This is a genomic window from Flavobacterium erigeronis (genome assembly GCF_054075165.1).
Map to the genome: position 1 here is coordinate 836,555 of NZ_JBSKGP010000001.1, position 26,139 is coordinate 862,693.

The following is a 26,139-nucleotide window of genomic DNA, read 5'->3' on the forward strand; positions in this document are numbered from 1 at the left end:
TCGGTCCTCTAGAAAGGAGGACATAATAATAAATGTTATTTCATACAAAGTGTTTTATTCAATAATGCCCCTTAGAGGATAAAATGTAAGTAAACAAAAAAAAGATTATGAGAAAACCTACTAACCTAAGATTGATTTTATTGACTTTGTTTTTATTGCAAAGTTATTTTGTGCTAGCACAAAATCATGTACCTTTTACTTCAAGGTTTGATACGAGTATAAGAGGAGATATGATGCTTATTGGTAATAGTATTGTTAATAGAGATAACAATAAGACCGGTGAGTATGCAAAAGATGCTTATACTGGAGGTGGAGATAATAATAATCAGAACATGCAATATATTGATATTGATAATGATCCTGATACTTTTAGTTCTAGTTCTGCAACTTTAAAGGTGCCAGATGCGAGTAGAGCTTGTTATAATATTGTATATGCTGGATTGTATTGGTCAGGTGTGTATACAGAAGGTTCTTTAAATAACAGAACTGTAAAGAGAAGTGATTTAGGCAATGTTAAGTTTAAGCTTGCCAACGAAACGACTTATAACAATATTAATGGAGAGTTGATTTACGATTATTACAATAATAGTCCAAGAACAACTAATGGAGATCAAATACCATACGCTTATTATGCTAATGTAACAAAACTGCTTAAAGACTCGAAAAATCCTGAAGGAGAGTATACTGTAGCCAATATTAACTCTGCTCGTGGCCAATTGAATAATGGAGGATATGCTGCAGGATGGTCATTATTTGTTATTTATGAAGATCCGAAATCAAGCGCAAAATATATTACTGCCTACGACGGATTTAGCTGGATTAAAGCTGGGGGCCAAGATTTGACCTATTCTGTTTCAGGTTTTAAAACCATTCCAACAGGAAATGTAAAAGTAAAATTAGCTTTTGCGGCTTTAGAAGGAGATAAGGCAACGACTGGTGATACTTATTCTATAAATGGGACACAGGTTTATACTAATGAGCGTGCAACAAATAATTTCTTTTGCAGTGTTATTAATGATCTTTCGGGAAATAATCTCGAAAGAAATCCGGCCAGTACAAATACACTGGGTTTTGATGCTGGGATCATCAATTTGCGTAATACTAACAATTCAATTATTAAAAATGGTGATAGTAGAGCTAATTTAAAACTAACGACTAGTGGAGATGGTTATGGTGTTTACTTTAATGCTTTTAACGTAGAAGTTATTGCCCCTCAAATTGCTTTAACAAAACTTGTAAAAGACACAGACGGAAAGGATATTGGAGGACAAAATGTGACGCTTGGTCAGCAATTGCGATATGAAATTAATATTCAGAATGTAGGTAATGATGATGCAACATCATTGGTTATTACCGACCAGTTGCCAATAAACGTTATTTTTGATCAGACAAGAGACTTACTTCCGTTGCCAAAAGGAATTATAGTTAAAACACCATACAATCCGGTTACAAGAAAAATCGTTTTTGAGGTTACAGATCCTAAATTAATAACAAAAAACAATCCTACTATAAGTACTATCGCTTTCAAAGTTCAGGTAGTTCCTGATTGTCATGCATTAAGCGAGGCTTGCTCTAATAGTATCGACAACCAAGCTTTTGCTACTTATAAAGGTAAAGAAAATACTAGCTTTTCAATCGATGAAACAGATCCTCAAGGAAGTGTTAATTCAACTGAAGGTTGCGCTGTAACACCAAAAGCGACAAACTTTTTAGTAGGTGTAGATGGTTGTCAATATACAGAGAATGTAACTTTATGTACAGATAGTGTTGATCTTATTCCAGCAAAAGGATATGATAAGTACACATGGTATAGTGACGCCAAAATGACAATTAAAATTGGTGAAGGAAATCCATTTAATGTGACCAAAGAAGGAACATATTATGTGTATAATTTAGCGCAAGCACCATGTAGATCTATTTCTCAATCTTTTGTGGTTACACGTTTTAAAAGCACAACTACAAATCCTGTGATACCTTTTGCAAGTGAAGTTTTAACATGTGCCGATACTGGTCAACCATTTCCAAACATTTATTTGTGCGGTGGTAATGCTAAAAAAGAAATAAAAACAAATATTACGGATGCTTCTAATATAGTATGGGAACGTTTCGTTGAAGGTAGCTGTACTGTTTCAACAGGTAAAAACTGTCCGAACGATGCACTTGCAAGTACTGGAAATCCAAGTGAACTTTGTAAATGGGATCAAGTAGGAACAGGATCTGATTATACTGCAAATAAAGCAGGAAAATACAGATTAACAGTTACCTATAAAGGTGGAGTTTGTTTCAATCGTTTTTATTTCGATGTATATCAAAATACATTAACTCCAACTGAAAAGCACACTGATATTATTTGTTCATCAAACGGTAGTATTACCGTTGAAGGTGTTCCTGCTGGATATGAGTATGCAATTAGCAAAGATCCTAGCGGACCTATCGGAGCATATCAGTCAAGTAATATTTTTCCAATAAGTACTGAGGGTTCTTATACCGTACATGTTAGACAAACGAACGTAACTACATTTCCATGTGATTTTACAGTTGAAAACATTCTTATTAGAAAACTAGATGTTGATGTTAACAAAGTGATCACACAACCTCTTTGTGCAGGTGCGAAAGGTACTCTTGCAGTTGCAGCAAATAATGTGAATCCAAATTATACTTTTGTTATCACACAGGGTGGGGCACCAGTTCAAACGATAGGGCCAACTTCTGAAAAAGATGCAAAATTTGAATTGCTGGCAGGTGATTATGTACTAACAGTGACTACAGCTGATGGTTGTAGTAATATAAGTGATATCAAAATAGTTGCGCCAGATCCACTTACTGCGGCTTATGATGTAAAATCACTAACGGCATGTTCAGATGGAGAAATTACTGTAACCCCTAAAGGAGGTACGGCGCCGTATTTTTACTCTATAAACGGGCAGCCATATGTTTCTGAAAATAAAATTCCTGTAACAAACCCAGGAGGAAGTTATAGTATTGTAGTTACGGACAGTAATGATTGTAGCTATACGATTCCGACATTTTCGGTAAATCCTATTGCTAAACCAACGGTTACTATAAATTCAAACAATTTAAGTTGTTACAATGCTAAAGAAGGAGAAATTTCGATTTCGGTTACTCCTGCAAATTCTGGTTATACGGTTTCTTATAACGTAAATGGTGGCACTTTTACAACTTTACCAACATCAGGTTTAACGGCGGGAGATTATAAAGTTATTGTAAAATATACTATTGGTGGTGTAGAGTGTACAGATCCAGAAAAAACTATTACGATTACAGGACCTTCGGCTACACTTACTGCGTCTGCAGGTGTTGCTGAATTATCAGGTTGCGGACCAACAGGCAATACTAAACAAGGAATGGTTAGAATTACTAACCCTCAGGGAGGTGTACCTTTTCCTGCACCAGACTTATATAGATATAGTTTTGATGGAGGAAATACTTACATCAAAGATAATTTTGCCTACATAAACCCAAGCACAACTCCTATTACATTATATATTAAAGATGCTGCAGGGTGTATTTTCCCTATGTCAGGTATTATTTTAGATGAAAAACCGGCTGATCCTATATTTAGTGAGCCTGTTTTAAATTATAATTGTAAAGGTGAAGGTACAGCTACAGTAACGGTTAACGCTGATGCAAGTCCTAATTACAGCTATTCTTATTATTTAGGTAAACCTGATCCGGCAAACCCTTCTAATTATATTTATACTCTAAATACAAACTCTCCGGCTAACATCTTTAAAGATATTCCTGTTGGAGATTATAAAATTAAGGTAGAGTATAATTTAGTATCTGTTCCGACTTTTAGTAATTTACTAAAAGAAGATTTCGGAAGTGGACCACCAACAACAGCTCCTGGTATTGCGACAGCATACTGTTTTAATGATCAAAGAGTTAATCCTCCATATTTATGTAAATATCCAGATGGTAAACCAAGTAGATCTGTTGAAGATAATGCTTACTCTGTAGCAAGTTTCTTCTGGAGAGATGACGATCCAAATAGTAATAATAGTGGTGCTTGGTTCCATTATAAAGATCATACAACTAACCCAAATAATTTAGACAATACAGGAGATCCTAATGGTCGATACTTATTGGTAAATGTTGGTAATGCAGCTGGTAAATACGGTATCTTATACAGTAAACCAATTGTAGATGTTATACCGAATCAAGATGTAATTGTAGATTTCTATGTTGGAAATTTACTAATGCCATCTTATAATAGTGCAGCTCCAATTATTAGAATTGAATTAATTGATTCTAAAGGTAATGTGGTAGCGAGAGATGATACAGGAGAAATTGCGCCTGGTTTAAATCATCCTGACAGAAAAAAATGGGTACCAATTAGTATTAAGCTAAACCCTGGAGATAATAAAAATTTAACTTTTGTTATACGTTCAGGAAGTGAAGTCTTTAATGGAAACGACTTAGTTATCGATGATATCTGGGTACGTCAGTTACCAAAATCATGTTTACAGGCTAAAACTTTAGATCTAAAAGTTCAAGCTGGACAAGGATTTAAAGCAGAAGTTAAAGGTATTACTGGAGTATCATGTAACGGTGGTAATGACGGAGGTTTCAGTATTTATGCAGAAAACTTTAATACTACAGATGGATTTTTCTACACATTAAACGGTGGAGCTACAAATCCAACATGGGTAAACTCTAAAGTTTCGCCTGTTGTAATTTCAGGAAAAAGCGCAGGTCTTTATGATGTTCGTGTTCGTTATGCAAATGACGCAGCGTCTTGTAACGCTACAATTCCAACAACAATCCCTTCTAAGGATCCATTTGTTGTAAATGCAACGGCTTCGGCAGCAACTTGTAAAGGAGCAACAGTTACTGCTACTGCTACTGGTGGTACGCCTGCTTATACTTTAACATTAAAAGATAAAAACTCTTCCTATACTAGAGTTTTCCCAATTGATGGAATTTTAAATGAAGTTCCTGCAGGTACCTATATTATTTCTGGTGTAGATTCTAAGTCATGTAGTGATGCAATGGATACAGAGCTGGTAATTGATCCAGCGTCTATACCAAAGGCAGAAGTAGTTCAAAACACTGGTTTATGTTTTGATAATAATGCAGGTGCAACAATTACAGTTAATATTATCGGAGGTGTTGGGCCTTTCACTTATAAAGTAAGTACAGATGGAGGAACTACTTATGGACCTCAAAGCGCTACATTTACTACAACATCATTTGATTATAAAGTAACTGCTACAGGTACATACAGCTTCTTAATTACAGACGGTAATAGTTGTGATGCTTTGGCAGTTAGTCAAACAATTGGTAAACAATTGTCGGCACGTTCATCTATTAGTGGTGCATTAACTTGTACAACTGGAAAAGCTACAATTGAGGTTACAATTGAAGGAGGAACTACACCATTTAAATACATAGTAAAAAATAAAGCAACTAATGCTACTTTATTTACTAGTGGAGATATCACTGGTCCTACATTTACGTATACAGATGTTCCTGGAACTTATGTTTTCACAATTACTGATAAAAATGGCTGTACAGCTGTTGAAGAAAAAGAAATAAAACAATTAGAGCCAGTTACTGCTGAACATAAAGTTGAAAATGTTACTTGTTACAATGCTGATAATGGTTATGTAGATATTACACCTTTAACAGGTGAGGCTCCATTTACTTATCAGTTTAATGGAACAGGTGCTTTTAGTACAACTACTCACTATGGCAATTTAAAAGGTTCTGTTGCTGGAATTACATATAGCTATATTGTAAAAGACAATTTAGGCTGTGAGGAAGATTATACATTTACAGTTTACCAACCAGAAGATTTAGTGCCATCGGCATCAATCACTGCACCTTACACTTGTTTGAGTGGAGCTACAATTTCAGCATCTGCAATAGGCGGTAATGGAGGTTACACTTTCGAATTAAGAAATACAACGACAAATATCGTAGCAGGAACGAATACGACTGGTCTTTTTGAGAATTTGACAACCCCAGGAAGTTATTCTGTTACTGTTACAGATAGTAAAAACTGTACTAAAACAGTGGCAGTTACAGGTACAATTAATGCATTGAACCCTCCAGCAGGAATGACAATTGATAATAGTGCTGTAACTTGTCCTTCTAATAAAGCTACAGTTACTATTACTAACGTAGTAAATGCTTCTAACGTAGCAGTACCAACTGCTGGTTTAGAATATAGAATAAAAGCACCAGCTGCTTATGCTACAACTACATTCCAATCTAGTAATTCATTTGCTGGATTAGATGCTGGTGTAACGTATACTTTTGAAGTTAGAGATGCAAATAAATGTGTTTATGAAAAAATACATGAAATTAAATCATTGCCAGTTATTTCAGTAAGCGTGGCATCTCAAAACAATGTTGAATGTTCAGGTGAATCTAACGGAACGGCTACATTTACAATTTCAGGTTTAGGCAACAATGTGAACTACAGCTATGTTGTAGATTCTAGAGCAGCAGTTACAGGAACTTCTCCAAACACAGGAGCATCATTTGATATTACTGTTACGGGATTAAATGCAGGTAGCCATTTGTTTACAATTACAAATACCGTAACATCTTGTCCAGCATCGCAAACAGTTACTATCGCTGAACCTGCAACGCCATTATCTAAAAATCCAGAAGCTTTAACTCATGTAACTTGTGATGTCAAAGGAACTGCGACAATTAATGTAGTTGGCGGATGGGGAACTTACACTTATGTAGTAACACCTCCAACAGGTCCTGTAATTACACAAACAACCAACTTGTTTACTAATTTAGAACCTGGAAGTTATACTTATACTGTTACAGATTTGAATGGCTGTTCAGTAAGCGGAAGTTTTACTATTAATGATAAAGTTGATCCTATAGCTTCTATAGCAACAACTACAGATTATTGTGCAAGTAGTACAGGAGCAACAATTAGAGTAACTCCTAACACTGCGCCAAACTATGTGTATACTATTACAGGCGGTACACAGCAAAATAATGGTACGTTCACTGGATTAATCCCAGGTAGTTATGTAGTAACGGTTACAGATACATCAACAGGATGTTCTATCGATTTACCAAGCACAACAATTGCTTCTCCAGTTGAAGCATCAATTGAATTGGATAAAGATTTAGATTGTGATGCTACTAATCCAAATGCAATTATTAAAGTAACGGTTCGTAACGGTTATCCAGATTATAGATATAGAGTGAGTACAAACGGAAGCGGTTTCGCAGGAGCTTATATTCCTGTAGGAGCTGGTCAAACAGTATTTACTCATACTACAACAACAGGAGCCAACGCGGCAACTTATGAATTTGAAATTTTAGACAGCAATAATTGTAGAACTACAGTAACACAAAACATTGCGGCTAGAGCTATACCTGATTTTAGTGTTGATGTTGAGCATGTGAAATGTCATGGTGAAAATACAGGAATTATAACAGTAACGGGAATTCCTGCTAACGGAACATATGAATACAGCATTGATGGCGGTCCTTTCCAACCTACAAACGTATTTACCGGATTAGGACAAGGTACTTATCAAGTTACTATTAAAGATGATAAAAAGTGCGAGACAACAAAACCAGTAACAGTTAATGAACCAGCAATTGCTTTATCTGCTTCTGCTGTTGCAACAGACTTGAAATGTGGAACAGGTAACGCTCCGTTAACATCTACAATTACAGTTACTGCTGCTAATGGAACACCATTTGCAGGAACTAACAAATACAAATATTACTATAACGGATCTACAACTTTTGTATATTCTAATACTTATACAACAAGTACTTCAGGTGTAGTTGATATTATTGTAGAGGATGCTAATGGTTGTACTACTACAACTTCTGCAACGGTTAATACGTTAAATCCACCATCTGCATTAGCTTTCTCAGCACCGGCGATTACTTGTGATCCAGCTAAATTAACTACTGATTTATTGGTGACGGTTACAGATGGTGTATTGCCATTGAAATATGAAATTACTAGCACAACTGCGGCTGTTGCACCAGCAACTCCTGTGGTAACAAATGTAAATTCAAACACATATACTTTTAATGATTTAGCGCCAGGTAATTATAATTTTAAAATTACAGATAAAAATGACTGTACCGTAACGGGTAGTTATGAAATTAAAGAGGTTGTTAAAATTACAGCATCAAATAGAATTGTAAAAAATGTTTCTTGTTATAACGGAAACGATGGAGAAATTGAATTCACAATTTCTGGAAACACTACAGGAGGATATGGATATACTCTAACAGGAAGTGTAACAGGTGCAATTAGTGGAGGAAATAAAGTCGGTGATGTTATAACTTACACAGGACTTACACCTCAGACTTACACATTTGTAGTTACTAATACAGCTACAAGATGTGAAGCTACGCAAGTAGTAACATTAGCAAATCCTACCCCAGTAACTATTCTTACTGCTGCAGGTACTAAAGTATATTGCGATAAACCAAATACTACAATAAAAGTTTCAGCTTCTGGAGGAACTGGTACATTACATTATGCTGTGGTTGGAGCAACTGAGGCGGCACCAACTTTCCCAGGAGATTATAATACAACTGGAATTTTTACTAAGAATACAACAACTCTTGGTTTAAACTATAATGTTTATGTACAAGATGATAAAGGTTGTAATATACAAACAACTGTTAGTGTTGTTAGAAATAATGCACCAACAATAGATCCTGCTCCGACAACTTGTTTTACAGGAACTGCAAGTGTAACCATTACGGGTACTGTATATGGAGGAACGGCTTTATATGGTATTGATGGAGTTTATAGTACAAATCCAACAAAAACAATAACAGCCCCTGGATCTTATGTTTTAAGTATTAAAGACGATAATGGTTGTGAGGAAAAAACAACATTAGTTGTTAATGATCAGTTGGTACTTACAGTTACACCAAACAAAGATGCTACTTGTTCTGCAGTTCCGCCTTTCACAACAGCGGATGCACAAGTAACGTTAAGTGCAGCAGGTGGAGATGGTACTACTTATGTTTACGGATATAGCACTAGTAGCACAGGACCATTTACTACTCTTCCAGGAAATGTATTTAATACATCAATAATTGGAACTTATTATTTCAACGTTACATCTGATGGATGTTCTGCAATTTCGACGGTTTCTTTTGAGGTAACTACTCCTCAAAAACCTACTGCGACAGCTACAAGTACTAATCCAAAATGTTATAACGTTTCTGAAGGAACAATTACAGTAACAGGACACGGAGGTGTTCCTGGTTATCAATATCGTGTTAATGGAGGTGCTTGGCAAGATTCGCCTATCTTCACTGATTTAGCGGCGGCTGTGGCACCAGGTACAGATTATACTTATGAAGTTAGAGATACAAAAGGATGTATAAGCGATCCAGAAACTATTACATTAGTTCAGCCATCTCAAATTGTTGTTAATAGAACACTAGTAGGTATTACTTGTAACAGTACAAACGGAGTATCTTTAGGATCAATCTCGATTGATAGTGTTACAGGTGGAACAGGCCCTTATGATTACTATGTAACAGGAAGAAATTATAATAAATCATTTTCTAATGTACCAGGAACCGCGCAAGTATTTGAAATCGTTGACTTTGGTATATATGAAATACGAATTATAGACGCAAATAACTGTCCTTATATAGAAGAAGTTACAATTACATCTCCTCCAGAAGATCTTGATATTACGGTTACAGCACCACCTCCAGCAGATTGTACTGCCTTAGGTTCTGCCATTGTAGCTGTAGGAAGCGCGACGTCAATTCCGGTAGGAAACGGACCATTTTACTTTAGTTATTATACAGGTGTTACACCTGTATATCCAACTATTGGAACTTGGTATCCAGAAACTACTCCTTTACAAACGGTTATTCCTAATTTAATTCCTGGAGTAAGATATACTTTCATTGTTTATGATAGTAAATCAGGATGTTATTATTATGAGATTGCTGACATGCCTATTCCATCAAATTCAACGCTTACTGTTGGAGCACCAACTGCACAAAATGTTACTTGTACAGGAAGTTCAGATGGTAAAGTTAGTTTTGTAGTTAGCAGTACTTATGGAACAGCTACACCAATTACTTATCAGGTGTATGACGCGTTATCTTTAGCGCCATTACCAATTAATGGTTCAGGTACAGTTCCTGCTAACGGTTCACTAACAATTAGTGGTTTTGGAGCAATGGCTCACGGAGACTATTTTGTTCTAGTAAAAGAAGACGCTGGAGCAACAAATGCAGGATGTAGTAAATCTACAGCGATGTTTTCTATAAGACAATCAGCAAAGTTATTAGTTGCAGATTATGAAATTGTAAAAAATGATAATTGTAAAATAGATGCTGGGGTAATTAGAGTAAGTGGTAGTGAAGGAACGGCGCCATACAAATATATGGTTACTACAACTGCTACTACACCAGATGTATTAGATACTGCTTGGACAAGTGTTCCAGTATTTAATAGAGATTCAAATAATTATTATGCTTGGGTAAAAGATGCTTATGGATGTATTCAAGGCACTCCAGTATTCTTGTTACCGTTAGACCCTACTCCAGTAATTAGCCTTGACGTAGTTAATTATTGCGCTGGAGAAGGAGCATTCCAAGTTACTGTTACCGTAGATACACCGGGAATCGCGCCACATTATATCAGTGTGAATAATGGGAATTTTACTGAAATTACAGGTTTAACTCATACGATTCAAAACTTAAATTCAGGTCCTGTTAGTGTCGTTGTTAGAGATGCGAACGGTTGTGAATCTACAGCGGCATCTACATTAATTAATGCAACGCCAATAGCAAGTGCTTTAGTAACAAAGGTATTAGACTGTTCTGTTTCAGGAAATGCTGTGGCAAATGCTGAAATTACGGTTACAGTTTCAAAAGGAACAACGCCATATGCTACTTATGAAGTTAAAAAAGGATCAGGAGCATATACTGCAATTACTCCAACAACAACTGTAGTAGGAGGTAAAACGACGTTTGTTTATTCAGTTTCTGCTGTTGATGCAGACACTTACCAATTTAAAATTACAGATGCTCATGCATGTCCAATTGAAACCAATATAGTAAGAGTTGATGCAATTGTTCCAATTACACCTTCTTCAAACCCAATTCAACCGCTTTGTAATGGTGGAAATGGAACGGTAGAATTATCAGCAATAGGAGGTAAAGCACCTTATACATTTGCATTTAACGGTTCAGGAGTATTTAGTGATGAGACTGTATATTCAGTGGCTGCAGGACCTTACACTTATATTGTAAGAGACGATTTAGGCTGTGAAGTTTCTGGAAATGGAACTTTGGGACAACCAACTCCTTTAGCTGATAACGGAGCAACAGTACAAGGATTAAAATGTACGACTGGAAATGCTACTGTTCCAGCTACTGTAGTATTAGCAGCAACTCCAGGTTCTGGTACAGCTCCTTATTACTATAGCTTTAACGGAAGTGATTTTACAACTACGACTACATATACTGTAGATAAGAATGCAGATCAGACTATTCCATATGCTATCAAAGATGCTAATGGTTGTGAAGTTCCAGGTTCGGTTGATATATTTAAATTAAACCCTCCAACAAATTTCACAATAACTCAAGGACCGGTTATTACATGTACAACATTGAATACTACAGCTACCATTTCTGCAGTTCAAAACGGTGTTGGAACATTAACATACCAAATTATTTCGCCTGCCTTAGTTGATAATGGTACGGTTGCGACATTTACAAATCTTTTACCAGATGTGGATTATGTATTCCAGGTAACAGACGAAAATGGCTGTACAGCTCAAAAAACATTTAGAATTGATAATGTTATCAAAATAAATATTGTAGAGCAGTCTAAAACGCCAATTACATGTTTAGGTGCACTAGATGGAAAAGCTTCTTTCTTCGTATCTGGATTCGGAACGGGTGCTGGGACATATCATTATATATTAGATGCTCCTTCGGCAGCAGTTGTTGGTTTAACATCGTCAACTATTGATTTAACAGGATTATCTGCAGGAAGTCATACAATTACTGTATATGACGATGCAACAAATTGTGAAATGCCAATAACATTTACAATTGCAGCACCGCCGGCAGCTTTAGCTTTAGCTCCATTAAATGTAACACCTAAAGGATGTACGACTTTTGGAGGTGTAACAATGACTGCAAGCGACGGATGGGGAGACTACACTTATTATGTAGAACAACCGGATGGAAGTATTTTATCTAATAAAAATGGAACTTTTGGAAACTTAATCCAATTAGGAACTTACGATGTTCATGTTATAGATGCTAATAATTGTAGAATTGATCGCACATTTACATTAATTGCACCAGTTGATCCAACAGCAACAATTGCTGCAGCATCAGACTATTGTTATGTTAATGGTGCAAATACAACTACACTTGTTGTTACTGCAGCTTCTACATCTACATTTGATGTAAGACCATTTGAATACAGTATTAATAACGGCCAGAAATGGCAGCTTTCTGATACATTCGCTAATTTAAGTCCAGGAAACTACACTATCGTAGTTAAAGACAAATTTGGATGTAAATCAACTGCTGTTAATACAGAGATTAAAGGCCAATTGTATGCATCTGCAAACATAGAGAAGCCAATTTACTGTACGGGTGCACTTCCGGCTGATGGTATAATCAGAATTCAAGCAGTAGGAGGTTATGCTCCTTACAGATATACTGTTACTTATAATGGTGTGACATCTGCAATCAATAACTTTACTAACGCATTGTATTCAGATTACACAGTGTCAAGTTCGGCAAATGGAGTATATGTTTTCGAGGTATATGATGCTCATGATTGTCATGTTGCAACAAATACTGTAGACATGGTAGCTCCAACAGCAGTAACATTTAATGCAGTGCCAACCTCACCAAATTGTTCTGCTCCGCAAGGAAATGTGACTAATGGTTCTATATTGGTAACATTAGCTCCGGGTAATGACGATAAAAATTATGCGTATACTATACAGCGTACGATTCCAGCAGGTGGTACCTTGATTTCTCAAAGCACACCTTTATTTACAGGTCTAATTGCAGGAACTTATACAGTTACTGTAACTTCAGGAAAACAATGTACAGATAGTAAAATAATTGTTATTGACGAACCAATACCAGTAGTAGCTAGTGCTACGCCATTGCAAGTTACATGTTCAGGAACAAATACTCCAAACCGTACGGTAGTTGAAGTTACTGCTACAGGTGGTGCAGGTGGTGGTATAGTTACAAATTATACATATAGTAATAACGGAACAAATTGGAAACCAGAAAACACATTTACTGTAAATAATGAAGTAGCACAGAACTTAACATTTTATGCTAAAGATGCAAATGGCTGTATTGATGAGATTACAATTCCAATTGCAGCGTTCCCTAAATTAACTGCTGCTGTAGCAACTTTAGGTGATAAAGCTTCTTGTGCGAATAACGGACACGAAACTATTCATGTAGAGATTACAGGTGGAACATCTCCAGCTAATTTTAATTATGAAGTGTATCAAGATGGACAGATTTTACAAACTGCAACTCCTGTTGGCTTAGGCAATACTAGTTTCGATTACATTGCTCCAACAGCAGGTCATTTCTATCAATTTAAGATAATAGACAATGTTACATCATGTTCTATTATGACAAATGCTTATCAAGTACCGTTATACAATACTGCAAAAGTTATTGCGACGGCTTCTGCATCAGTATCTTGTAATGGTGGAACAAATGGTGAAATCACTATCGATGTGATAGATTATAAAGGACCTTACACTTACCAAGTTTACAACGCTGGTGTAGCTGTAGGGGGTTCAGGATCTGGATCTGGTGATAGTACAATTACTAATCCATTAACAATCCCTAATATGGGTGCGGGTGGCGTTTATACAGTAGTTATTACTGAGACAAACTATCCATTCTGTCCAGTGACTTCAAATACATTTGAAATTACTCAACCACCAGTATTAGATTTGATTAGCTTTATCCCAGCAGTGAAAAATCAATATTGTGATTCGGCTGGTGCGGTTATTACAATCGATGAAACACAAATTGTTGGAGGTACAAAAGGATATAAATATGTTGCAGTATTGCCAACAGCAGGTGTTCCAGCTGATGGTCAATTCAAAACGGATAAAATAATTATAATCCCGACTACAGAAATTGCTCCAGCATTTGATACTTGGCATGTATATGTAATGGATGCTAAAGGATGTAAAGCATTTGTACCAGTAAACATTTCAAGAGACCCAATGCCGGCTATTACAAATGTGAGTGTAGTTAGTCCTTGTTATGATGTTGCAGGTTACAGAATTGATGTTGCGGCTACAGGTGTAGCTCCATTAGAATATAGTTTGGATGGAAAACAATATCAAAGTGATGCTTTCTTTATTGTAAAAGATGCAGGTGATTACACTGTAAGTGTAAGAGATGCTAACAAATGTGTTGTAACAGCGGGAACTGCATTTAACATTCCTGAGCCACTTACATTAAAAGCAGATATTACAACAGAGCCAACTTGTATGACTGCAAATGGTGTAGTTACATTAACTGCCGGTGGAGGTAAAACGCCAGCAGCATATGTATATACAAGAGATAATTGGGCTACTACTCCAAGTATATCTAACGTGTTTACAGGTTTAGCCCCAGGTTCTTACAGATTTATTGTAAGAGATGTTGCGACAAATTGTGAGAAATTTGTAGACGTTACAATCGATACACCAACACTAGTAACAGGCATTACAGCAAAAGGATTTGATGCAACTTGTAATACTTATCGAGATGGACGTATAGAGGTAACTCTTGATCCATCAAACAATAACCCAGTTTACAGATACAGCCTTGCTGGTCCAGAAAACAGGCCTCTTCAAGATTCAAGATACTTCTATGATTTACCAGCTGGTAATTATGTGGTAACGGTAGTTTCTGGTAAAGGATGTCCTGCAACTGCTCCAGTAACTGTGGGTGAGCCAGCTCCAATTGTGGTAAATCAGCCTGTAGTTACACCATACTTATGTAATGTTGGCAACACAGCTATCGATGCTACAATTACGGTACCTGCTGGTTCAGTAAGTGGAGGTTCAAACGACTACATTAGATATCAATTCGTAAGAAATGGTTCAGTAGTTCAAGACGATGAGAGAAATGTTTATACGGAATCTGATTACTTAGGAGGAACTTATGTAGTAAATGTATTTGATAGTAAAGGCTGTCAAGGCGGATACTCTTCAGTTACAATTGATCCTTATGTAGATATTGCTCGTTTAGATCTTGCTACAACAAAAATCAACTGTAGAGATGACGAATCAGTTCAAGTAACAGCAGTTCCAACAAGAGGAACATTGCCTACTTTGACTTATACAATTGAAGGTACAAATGAAACCGTTTATCCTGTTACAAATGGCGTAAATGGATTATTTACTGGATTAAAACCAGGTACTTATTTAATAAAAGTTACTAATCCAGTAACAGGTTGTGGTGTAGAAAAACCATACATTGTTAATGAGCCAAATACATTCAAATTTGTAGCTTCAAACATCAAAAATGTAACTTGTTATGCAGATGTAGACGGTGCAATTACATTGACTTTAGTCGATAATATTCCGACACCATTAGATGAAGCGGGACCATTTACATATGTATTGACTCACGAATCTGGAAGTAGCGTAAACGGATCTTCAATGGGTACAAAAGTTGAACTTTCTAACCTTGCCGCTGGTAAGTATACACTTGTAGCAGAATTAACAGGACTTCCATATTGTTCTGTTACAGCAAACTTTACGATTGAACGTCCAGCTGCTGCTTTAGAAATTAAAACTTCTAAAAAAGAAATTACTTGTGTAGCAGGTAATGATGATGGAGAGATTCGTGTAAGTGCTCAAGGCGGATGGCCAGGTAGTTACCAATATAAATTAGATGGGCCAATTACAGTAGATTTTTCTAGTCAAAACATATTCCCAGGATTAAAAGCAGGATTGTATACAGTTTCTGTTAAAGATGCTGGAGGTTGTATTGATACAGATCAGGTTACATTAGTAATTCCAACACCAATTGCGGTTACGGCTTCATCAGACAGAAATTTATTATTATGTAATGGAGATTTAAGCGCTACGATTACAGTAACTGCGGTTACAGGTGGTCAGGGAAGTAATTATTTATATACTTTAAATACTACTTCAGTTACTCCTGTGAGATCTTCAGGACCTCAGTCTACACCTTCATTTGCAGGTTTAGGAGCAGGAACTTATACGGTAACTGTAACTGATGGATTTAATTGTATCGGAGAATCAGCTCCAATAACAATTGATGAGCCTTCTGAAATTAAAGCAAGTTTGGCTGAAACTAGAAAAAGAACTTGTCTTACAGATACTCAGCTTACTTTAACTGCTCAGGGTGGTACAGCTCCGTATACATACAGTACTGATGGAGTAACATATTCAACAGTTCCATTTCCAAGTTCTATTTCGTTTGAAGTTGTTCCAGGTGAATACAAATACTATGTGAAGGATGCTAACGGATGTGTTGATTTTGATACTAATAAAATTACAATTGCACCTCTTGAGCCATTGTTGGCTAATTTAGATCGAACTCATGCAGTAGTATTATGTCGTGAAGATGCAAGTGGAGTAATTATAGCAAAAGCTACAGGTGGATTAGGAAATTACGAATACACTTTATTAGATGCTAATGGAAATGTAATTCAAGGACCACAATCAGAAGGTAGATTTGGTGGCCTTCTAGCTGGCGATTATAAAGTAGTCGTGAAAAGTGGAGATTGCGAAACTCAACCTGAGGATGTAAACATTGATCAGCCAAGAGAAGTATTCTCTGCCGAATTTATCCCAACTCCAGTTAAATGTTTTGGCGGTAATGATGGACGAATTGAAGTAATTGGTAAAGGCGGAACAGGAAACTATAAATATTCTATTTCACCAAGAAACGACCAATACTTTGACAGTAACATTTTTGAGAAGTTAAAAGCAGGCTTCTATACTGTAATTGCAACAGATGAAAATGGATGTTATGATACTGAAGTAGTTGAGGTTAAACAGCCTTCGGCACCACTTTCAGTTGTCGAATCTCCTGGATTGACAATGCCTGAAGTATGTGCTGGAGATCTGAACGGTGCATTTACAATTGACTTTGCAGGTGGTACGCCTCCATACATGGTTAGTTTAAACAACCTGAATGGTACTTATCAATTGGTTAATGGAACACAGCATACATTTGAGAATCTCGCTGGAGGTATTTATACAGTATTTGTGAAAGATGGTGGAAACTGTCCTCAGGAAGTAGAAGTTAATGTACCAATGCCGGTAATTCTTAACCCAACTGCTGAAGTAACATATGACTGTGTGAACAATGCTCAAGCAAACATGGTAGTAGTAACGGTTGATGCTTCTAATAATCCAACAGATGTAGATTACTCTCTAGACAATAGTGGAGTATACCAGCCAAGTAACATCTTTACAAATGTTCCTGCTGGTGATCACTTCATCGTTGCAAGACACACTAACGGATGTGAAATGCCAACAGCATTATTTACTGTCACTCCAGTTGCAGAAGTTAGCTTAATAGACGTAACAAACCAAAGCAAAGACATCAATACAATTGTTGTAAAAGCTTCTGGTGGAGTTGCTCCTTACGAGTACAGCTTCAACGGTGAACCATTTACATCATCTAACAGCTATAGAATCTATAAAACAGGAATCTATAAAGTGATTGTAAGAGACAAAAATGGTTGTGAAGCAACAATTGATGTTGAAGGTACATTCTACGATTTCTGTATGCCAAACTACTTTACGCCAAATGGTGCTACAAACACTACAATTGGTCCAGACTGTGGAGCATTAGCATACAAAGAGTTAACGTTCGATATTTACGACAGATACGGTAGAGTAGTAGCGAAATACCGTGTAGGTGGAAAATGGGATGGTAGATACCACGGAAGTGAATTGCCAACAGGTGACTACTGGTACGTTCTTAAACTAAATGATCCGAAAGATCCGAGAGAATTTGTTGGACATTTCACATTATACAGATAACAAAATTATAGCCCCAATGATGTTGTCTAAAAAAATTATTACAATGAAAAAGTTTATTTTATCCTTAGTACTCATGGCTGTAACAACAAGTTACAGCCAAGAGTTAAACCTACCAGTGTTTACCCAGTATTTAGCTGATAACCCTTTTATTCTTTCCCCTGCTTATGCTGGTATTGGAGATAACCTCCGTATTAGAGCCAATGGTTTAACGCAGTGGGTCGGAATTAAAGATGCGCCAGATAACCAATCATTGTATGCAGATTTTCGTGTTCTTGACCGTTCAGGAGTTGGATTGTCATTGTATAATGACAGCAACGGAAATACAAGACAGACAGGAGCTAAAATCTCTTTTGCTCACCACTTGATCTTAGATTATCGTACAGAACAATATTTATCTTTTGGTATCTCTTACAACTTTAATAGTTTCCGAATTGAGACTGGAAACTTTAATGATGGAAGTAACGGAAATCCGCCAATTGGAGGAGTCCAGCCAACAGATAACCGTTATAGCGCTAATAATAACTTTGATGTTAGTGCTTTGTATCGTAACAGAGGCTTTTACTTTAGTTTTAATGCGAACAACGTATTGAAAAAGAATATCAGTTTGGAAAGAGTAAACGAACCAGATCTTTTATCAAACTTTCAGGTGTATTCTGGATTCACTTTTAGAGACGGAGAAAATAGACGTATTGAATACGAACCATCGGTTTTCTTACAGTACTTTGCAAGTGACCAGCGTTCTACAACCGATTTTAACTTCAAATACAGACGTTATAACCGTTACGAAGATTACTATTGGATTGGAGTTTCTTACCGTTTCTTAAACGACCAGTTCCCAAAACCTTTGGCTATGGGGCCAATGGCAGGTTTTATGAAATCTAAATTCTATTTTGCATATTCTTACCAGCTTATGTTTAATGGTCTTGGATCTTATAATTCAGGAACACACTCAATCACAATCGGATTCGACTTCTTGCAATCAATCAGTAACTGTCCTTGTACGCAAAGTCCAGTTCACGATTAAACAAGCTTTTTTTATCATTTTTGAGAATTAATTTGTTTGTTTTCATAATTTACAACGTTTTCGTTTTTATTGCTCGATTATTTTTGCTTTTTTGAAATTTAGACTACTGTAAAAGTTCTATATTTGTTATTCTTTCAAAAAATTAAAAAATTTAGCAGATGAAAACTTTAAACGATTTCGATTTTAAAAATAAAAAAGCAATTATCCGTGTTGACTTCAACGTGCCATTGGATGAAAATTTTAATGTAACTGATACAACACGTATCGAAGCAGCAAAGCCGACTATTGATGCTATTTTAGCACAAGGCGGAAGTGTGATTTTGATGTCTCACTTAGGAAGACCAAAAGGAGCAGAAGAGAAATACTCTCTAAAACATATCTTAAAAACAGCTTCTGATATTTTAGGAGTTCAAGTAAAATTTGCTGAAAACTGTGTTGGAGAACCAGCTCAAACTGCAGCAAAAGATTTAAAACCAGGCGAAGTTCTTTTATTGGAAAATTTACGTTTTCATGCTGAAGAAGAAGCTGGAGATGTAGCTTTCGCTAAAGAATTAGCTTCTCTTGGAGATATTTATGTAAACGATGCATTTGGTACGGCTCACAGAGCACACGCATCGACTACAATTATTGCACAATTTTTTCCAAACGATAAAACTTTCGGAACATTATTGGCAAAAGAAATTGACAGTTTAAATAAAGTTCTTAAAAACAGTGAAAAACCTGTAACAGCAGTTCTTGGAGGATCTAAAGTTTCTTCTAAAATCACCGTTATCGAAAATATCTTAGATAAAGTAGATCACATGATTATTGGAGGAGGTATGACTTTTACTTTCATTAAAGCACAAGGCGGAAAAATCGGTGAGTCTATCTGCGAAGATGACAAATTAGATTTAGCTCTTGAGATTTTAAGATTAGCTAAAGAAAAAAATGTTCAGGTTCATATTCCTGTTGACGTTATTGCTGCAGACGATTTCTCAAACACTGCCAATACTCAGGTTGTAGATGTAACTGCAATTCCTGATGGATGGCAAGGTTTAGATGCTGGTCCAAAATCTTTAGAGAACTTCAAAAAAGTAATTTTAGGTTCAAAAACGATTCTTTGGAATGGTCCATTAGGAGTTTTCGAAATGGAAACTTTCTCTAAAGGAACAATTGCATTAGGAGATTATATCGCAGAAGCTACAGAAAATGGAGCATTTTCATTAGTAGGTGGTGGAGATTCTGTTGCAGCAGTAAAACAGTTCGGATTTGAAGACAAAATGAGCTATGTTTCCACTGGTGGCGGGGCAATGCTTGAAATGTTAGAAGGAAGAGTTTTACCTGGAATTGCAGCGATTTTAGACTAAAATATCACAATTAACATTTTTTTAAACACTTTTCTTCAATAAAGGGCTTAGATTTGCAAAAATACAACTCTTGTAATTGTTTGAATTACAGAATTTTAAAATAATGTTATATGATTGTAAAGAAAATATCCTTAGTGGTGACCGCTTTGTTTTCTATGTCGATGTTCGCGCAGGAATCTGCAGAGTTCTCGAAAGAAATAAAGCAAGACATTAAGTTGTCGTATTTAGATTCTATTAAAAGCACATTCAAAAAAGATCATTTAGCTTCAAAAGTTGACAGTCTTTGGATGAACGAATTAGTAAGTCTAGATATTTATGATGATCTGACCAAAGACATTCAAACCATTAACAAAGATGTTACTGTTGATGAAGAACTTCCGACTGAATTGCTAAAACAGCGTTTGGCGGCGATGAATCAGAAATCACCTTTTGAGATAGAATACAATCAAGGATTAGAAAATGTAATAAAGTCATTTCTTAAGAACCGTAAAAAATCGTTTTCTCGATTAATGGCTTTATCAGAATATTATTTCCCAATATTTGAGGATGCTTTTGCCAAACAAAACGTTCCTTTGGAAATAAAATACTTAGCCGTTGTAGAATCTGCTTTAAATCCTAAAGCAGTTTCTAAAATGGGCGCCACGGGTCTTTGGCAGTTTATGTATGGAACCGGAAAACAATACGCTTTAAAAATTGATTCTTATATCGACGAAAGAAGTGACCCTCTTAAAGCTACAGCCGCAGCTTCAGAATACATGAGCAAAATGTTCAATATTTTTGGTGACTGGGAACTGGTTTTAGCTTCTTACAACTCAGGTCCAGGAAATGTTACCAAAGCTATTCGTCGTTCTGGCGGAAAAACAAAATACTGGGACATCAGAAATTATCTTCCAAAAGAAACTCAAGGTTATGTTCCAGCTTTCCTAGCAACAATGTATCTTTTTGAATATCATAAAGAGCACGGAATTAACCCAGAAAGAGCGGTTGTCAAAAACTTTGAAACTGATACGGTTTGTGTAAAAAATCAAATGTCTTTCAAACAGATTGCTGATTTGTTAGACATGCCACAATCACAAATAAAACTTTTAAATCCTTCTTATAAAAGAGAAGTTGTGCCTTTCTATCAAGGAGAACAGCATTTTATCAGACTTCCAAAAGACAAAGTAGCAACATTCGTTTCAAACGAAGAGCAGATTTATGCTTACGTTAATTATGATACAAATTTCAGATCTACTTCATCTAGATTAGCAGTTAAATATGCTCCAAAAGCGAAAGTGGCTAAACCTGCTGTTGCAAAACCTGCAACAATTGATAATGGTGATTTCGAATTTTATAAAGTTAGAAAAGGAGATAATTTAGGAGCAATTGCAGCAAAGTATGATGTAAGCATTAGCGAAATTAAAAAATGGAATAATCTAAAAACAAATGCTGTTGCAATAGGCAGAAGTTTAAAGATTAAATCTGATGAACCTTCGGCTATTAAAGCAAGTGCATCTATAGATAAAAAGGAAGAAGCAATTGCATCTGCTGATGAAAAAGATAAGCCAGCAGCTGTTGACATGGACTATGTTGTAGTAGCTGGAGACAATTTAGGAAGCATTGCAAAGAAATTCGGTACGACTATTGCGGAGTTAAAAGAACTTAACAATTTAACTTCAAATAACATTGGTTTAGGAAAAACATTGATTATTTCTAAAGCAGCGATAGTTATAGAAGAGCCAACTTCAACAGCAATTGCATCAAACTCGGTTGATTCATTCAAGAAAAAAGCAGCTTCTAAAAATGTTAGTGAAGATTATTACGTTAAGAAAGGAGATTCTTTATACAGCATTTCTAAAAAATATCCTGGAGTAACAATTTCAGATATCAAAAAATGGAATGGCATTAAAGATGAAGATATTAAACCGGGAATGAAACTTAAAATAAACGGATAATAGAATAATCTTATTAAATTTGGGTTTTATTTCATAAATTAAAAAAATGAATAAAACCCATTTTTTATTGCTATTAGTCCCATTTTTCCTGACTTCTTGTTTCAAAAGCGAAAAGCAAAGCGAAACCGTTTCAGGAAAAACCAATACCATTTCGGTCATTGTTGACGACCAGTTGTGGTATGGAGAAGTAGGCGACAGCATCAGAAATAAATTTGCCTCACCAGTTCTTGGACTTACCCAAGAAGAACCGCTTTTTACCATAAATCAGTATCCTGCCAGATTGCTTGAAGGTTTTGTGACTGACAGCCGAAGCATTATTGTGGTTAAAAAAGCCGCCACAGAAAAGTTCGAAATCATTCGAAGCAAAACATTACCTCACAATACTTTTCGCATTTACGGCAAATCTGTAGACGATATTACCTGCAGTCTAGAATTGAATGCGCCGCAAATAATAAAAATTATTCGTGATGCCGAAATTCAGAAAATTCAGGAAGATAATAGTGCTTCATTGCTAAATAAAGCCATTATAAAAAACAAATTCCATATCAATATTCAAATTCCGACAGGATATGAATATATGCTGCACAAAAAGAAATTTATCTGGCTCAAAAAAGAAATTATAAGCGGTAATACCAGTTTATTAATTTACCAGATTCCACTTCGCAATTTCAAAAAGAAAAAAGATGTCGTAAATGCCATCGTAAAAATGCGCGACTCGATCGGAAAATATATTCAAGGAAGAGAACCCAATACACAAATGATTACCAGCGAAGCATACGCGCCATATTTCTCTAAAGTAATGTTGGACAATAAAAACGCATTCGAAACCAAAGGAACTTGGGAATTGAAAAACGATTTTATGACTGGTCCATTCATCAATTACGCGATATTAGACGAAACCTTTAATCGCGTTTTAGTGATAGAAGGATTCTCTTATTCCCCTTCACACCAAGAACGCGATTTAATGCTAAACCTCGAAGCAATTATAAAAACAGTAAAAATCGACAAGAGATAGATTTTTGTTTCAGGTTTCATGTCTAACGTTTCAAGTTTGATATGCTTTATGTGTTTTGCCGCAGAGTTCGCAAAGGTTTTTTCGCAAAGAACGCTAAGTTTTTTTGCGGGTATCATTAAAATGATAAGCTCACAAAGCTTTGCGAACTCAATATATAGATTCTACTTAATCTCGCAATTAAAATATCTTCGCGTCCTTTGCGTTAAAAACAGACAAAGCATATCAAACTTTTATGTCAAGTTTCAGGTTAAAGAGTTTCACAGTCAAATATGCATATTTCTCTGCGACCTTTGACTTCTCAAATCTTAGCGTTCTTTGCGAAAATCCTTTGCGTCCTCTGCGATATAAATACACATACGGCTTTGCGAACTTCGCCTTCTCAAAAACACTCAGCGCTCTTTGCGAATAATCCTCTGCGCCCTCTGCGTTAAAAAACAGGACAAAGCATATCAAGATTCCAATTTATTAAAAGCATCGGGTCAAATACACACACAGCTTTGCGAACTTTGCGTTAAAATGCACCCAATGCATATCAAACATGAAACATGAAACCTCAAACCTGAAACAAACCAAAAAATTTCGTACTTTTATTCATAACAAACATTAAAACAAATAGTTATGAGAAAATTAACTGCAACCTTAGCAATAATAACCATGTGTTTTGTTTCTTGTAAAAAAGAAGTAAAAGACGAAACAGTAACTCCACCAGCCACAGATTCTATTAAAACCGAAGAACCTGTTGCCGAAGCGCCACTAGATTCTGCCGCACAAATGAAAGCTTGGCAGGAATATGCAACACCTGGAAATCCGCATAAATTAATGGCCGATGAGGTTGGAACGTGGAATTGTGATATGACATTTTGGTCAGAACCAAATGGAAAACCAGAAAAAGCAACTTCTACAGCCGACATTAAAATGATTTTAGGAGGACGTTACCAAGAAGCCAATTACAAAGGAACAATGATGGGACAGCCATTTGAAGGCAAAAGTACTCTAGCCTATAATAATGCCAGCAAAGAATACACGACAACCTTTATTGATAATATGGGAACCGGAATGATGGTGGCCGTTGGTAAATATGAGGAAGCTACAAAAAGCATGGAGCTAAAAGGAGATATGGTAAACCCAATGAACGGTAAAAAAACACCTTACAGAGAAGTGTATACGATTATAGATCCGAAAACCAGAAAAATGGAAATGTACGATGTCAAAAACGGATCAGAATATAAAAGCATGGAAATTGTTATGACGAAAAAGTAGTTTTTCTAAAAGGGACAAAGTGACAAAGTTGCAAAGGTTTTTTTAAGTTTTTATCACTAGATAAAAAATGCAAAGGTGCAATCGCAATTGCACCTTTGCATTTTTTTAATAATCTTTGTGCCTTTGTGTCTTCGTGGCAAAAAGACCTTTGTGCCTTCGTGGCAAAATTTAAAGTAGAATGGAATTAAAATGGAAAATTAAGCCTTTTGAGGCATTAACAGTGTTTGAGTTATATGATGTGCTCAGATTGCGAAGCGAGATCTTTGTAGTAGAGCAAAACTGCGTTTATTTGGATCTTGACGATAAAGACAAGAAAGCATTGCACCTTATTGGTGAGTTTGAAGGCAAAATTGTAGCCTATTCACGTTTATTTGATGCGGGAATTAGTTTTGACAACGCTTCTATCGGAAGAGTCACTGTAGATGCCAATTATCGAGATAGAAAATTTGGACACGATTTAATGCGTGAAGCAATTGCCCAAATTAAATCCAATTTCGGAAAAGACAAAATAACCATTGGAGCACAATTGTATCTGAAGAAATTTTACGAAAGCCACGGTTTTGTTCAAACCAGCGAAATGTATTTAGAAGATGATATTCCGCATGTCGAAATGATAAGAGAATAAAAAATAAATAGATTTTCTCAGTTTTTGACGCAGTCGAAAACTTTTGCTCTTAGCATTACCTCAGGAGCTTAGCAACTCAGCACCTTAGAAGCTAAATCTTAGTAATTACAAACTCCACCCGCCGATCAAAATTATCACCTCGACCTAACGGATACTTATTGCCGCAGCCGACATAAGTCATGCGACTTTTGGATATTTTTTTGGACATTAAATAATGAAAAACAGTTTTGGCGCGATTCCATGAAAGTCTTCTTTCTCTAGTGGCCCTGTCAATACCGTCGCTATAAATTTCGGGCGTACAGCATACATGCCCGCGTATTTCAAAATTTAGATTTCTGTGATTTTGAAGCGTTATGGCAATTTTATCGAGTTCTTTTTTAGAAGTTCCAGTAAGTTTTGCACTTCCAATGTCAAACAGAATAGATTCCATGCAAACCTTATCACCGACTTTTAAATTGTCTTTGAAAGAAGTATGCATTCCTTTTCCGAAACTATTTTTCTTAACGGCGATCAAGTCAACCCGCCGATTCCGTAGACGCGTTTCGTACAGATTTTCTACCGTATCTGGTTTTACGACAACACGTCCTTTTCCTTCCAGAATAACAATTTTGCTTTGATTGAATCCTTTTTTGACCAGCAGATTCTGAATTGTATTCGCCCGATTATTAGATAATCTAAAGTTATACTCATCATTTCCGCGATCATCACAATAGCCATAAATCTGTATAGACTCTATTTTTGCAGTGTCTATGTTCTTTATAAAGTTAGAAACCACATTGATTTGCTGGTTGGTCAAATCATATCTGTCAAATTCAAAATAAATCGTTTCAACAGGTTTTTGCTGTGCTTCTGCTGTATAAAATGAAAAAAGAATCAAGGCTAGAGTTATCTTCATTC

General features: G+C 36.0%; 8 protein-coding genes. 7 read left to right on the forward strand and 1 reads right to left on the reverse strand.

Features of this window, described 5'->3' with window-relative positions:
• Positions 1–107: 107 nt before the first annotated feature.
• From ACWA1F_RS03570 to ACWA1F_RS03600, 7 genes are all read left to right on the forward strand, one after another.
• Positions 108–18,038: a T9SS type B sorting domain-containing protein gene (locus ACWA1F_RS03570; RefSeq protein WP_456891638.1), complete on the forward strand. Its 17,931-nt coding sequence runs from the start codon at positions 108–110 to the stop codon at positions 18,036–18,038.
• Positions 18,039–18,081: 43 nt separating this feature from the next.
• Positions 18,082–19,062, forward strand: a complete 981-nt coding sequence (locus ACWA1F_RS03575) for a PorP/SprF family type IX secretion system membrane protein (protein ID WP_456891640.1) — start codon at positions 18,082–18,084, stop codon at positions 19,060–19,062.
• A gap of 158 nt (positions 19,063–19,220) precedes the next feature.
• On the forward strand, positions 19,221–20,408 hold the full coding sequence (locus ACWA1F_RS03580) for a phosphoglycerate kinase (protein ID WP_456891642.1): 1,188 nt from the start codon (positions 19,221–19,223) through the stop codon (positions 20,406–20,408).
• Positions 20,409–20,518: 110 nt separating this feature from the next.
• Positions 20,519–22,342, forward strand: coding sequence for a LysM peptidoglycan-binding domain-containing protein (locus tag ACWA1F_RS03585; RefSeq protein ID WP_456891644.1), 1,824 nt, complete (start codon positions 20,519–20,521; stop codon positions 22,340–22,342).
• A gap of 46 nt (positions 22,343–22,388) precedes the next feature.
• Positions 22,389–23,357 (forward strand): DUF4837 family protein, encoded by a 969-nt coding sequence (locus tag ACWA1F_RS03590; RefSeq protein WP_456891646.1) that lies wholly within the window; start codon positions 22,389–22,391, stop codon positions 23,355–23,357.
• Between the two features lie 618 nt (positions 23,358–23,975).
• Positions 23,976–24,617 (forward strand): DUF1579 domain-containing protein, encoded by a 642-nt coding sequence (locus ACWA1F_RS03595; protein WP_456891648.1) that lies wholly within the window; start codon positions 23,976–23,978, stop codon positions 24,615–24,617.
• Positions 24,618–24,795: 178 nt separating this feature from the next.
• On the forward strand, positions 24,796–25,242 hold the full coding sequence (locus ACWA1F_RS03600; protein ID WP_456891650.1) for a GNAT family N-acetyltransferase: 447 nt from the start codon (positions 24,796–24,798) through the stop codon (positions 25,240–25,242).
• Between the two features lie 91 nt (positions 25,243–25,333).
• On the opposite strand, the gene ACWA1F_RS03605 is transcribed toward ACWA1F_RS03600, so the two are convergent.
• Positions 25,334–26,137 carry an OmpA family protein gene (locus ACWA1F_RS03605; RefSeq protein WP_456891651.1) on the reverse strand — a complete coding sequence of 268 codons (804 nt, stop codon included), beginning with the start codon at positions 26,135–26,137 and terminating at the stop codon, positions 25,334–25,336.
• Between the last annotated feature and the right edge of the window lie 2 nt (positions 26,138–26,139).

What these genes read in the sequence shown, in the direction of transcription:
- ACWA1F_RS03570 (WP_456891638.1), top strand. Translation starts at nt 108, where the DNA reads ATGAGAAAACCTACTAACCTAAGATTGATTTTATTGACTTTGTTTTTA.
- ACWA1F_RS03600 (WP_456891650.1), top strand. Translation starts at nt 24,796, where the DNA reads ATGGAATTAAAATGGAAAATTAAGCCTTTTGAGGCATTAACAGTGTTT.
- ACWA1F_RS03580 (WP_456891642.1), top strand. Translation starts at nt 19,221, where the DNA reads ATGAAAACTTTAAACGATTTCGATTTTAAAAATAAAAAAGCAATTATC.
- ACWA1F_RS03585 (WP_456891644.1), top strand. Translation starts at nt 20,519, where the DNA reads ATGATTGTAAAGAAAATATCCTTAGTGGTGACCGCTTTGTTTTCTATG.
- ACWA1F_RS03595 (WP_456891648.1), top strand. Translation starts at nt 23,976, where the DNA reads ATGAGAAAATTAACTGCAACCTTAGCAATAATAACCATGTGTTTTGTT.
- ACWA1F_RS03605 (WP_456891651.1), bottom strand. Translation starts at nt 26,137, where the DNA reads ATGAAGATAACTCTAGCCTTGATTCTTTTTTCATTTTATACAGCAGAA.
- ACWA1F_RS03590 (WP_456891646.1), top strand. Translation starts at nt 22,389, where the DNA reads ATGAATAAAACCCATTTTTTATTGCTATTAGTCCCATTTTTCCTGACT.
- ACWA1F_RS03575 (WP_456891640.1), top strand. Translation starts at nt 18,082, where the DNA reads ATGAAAAAGTTTATTTTATCCTTAGTACTCATGGCTGTAACAACAAGT.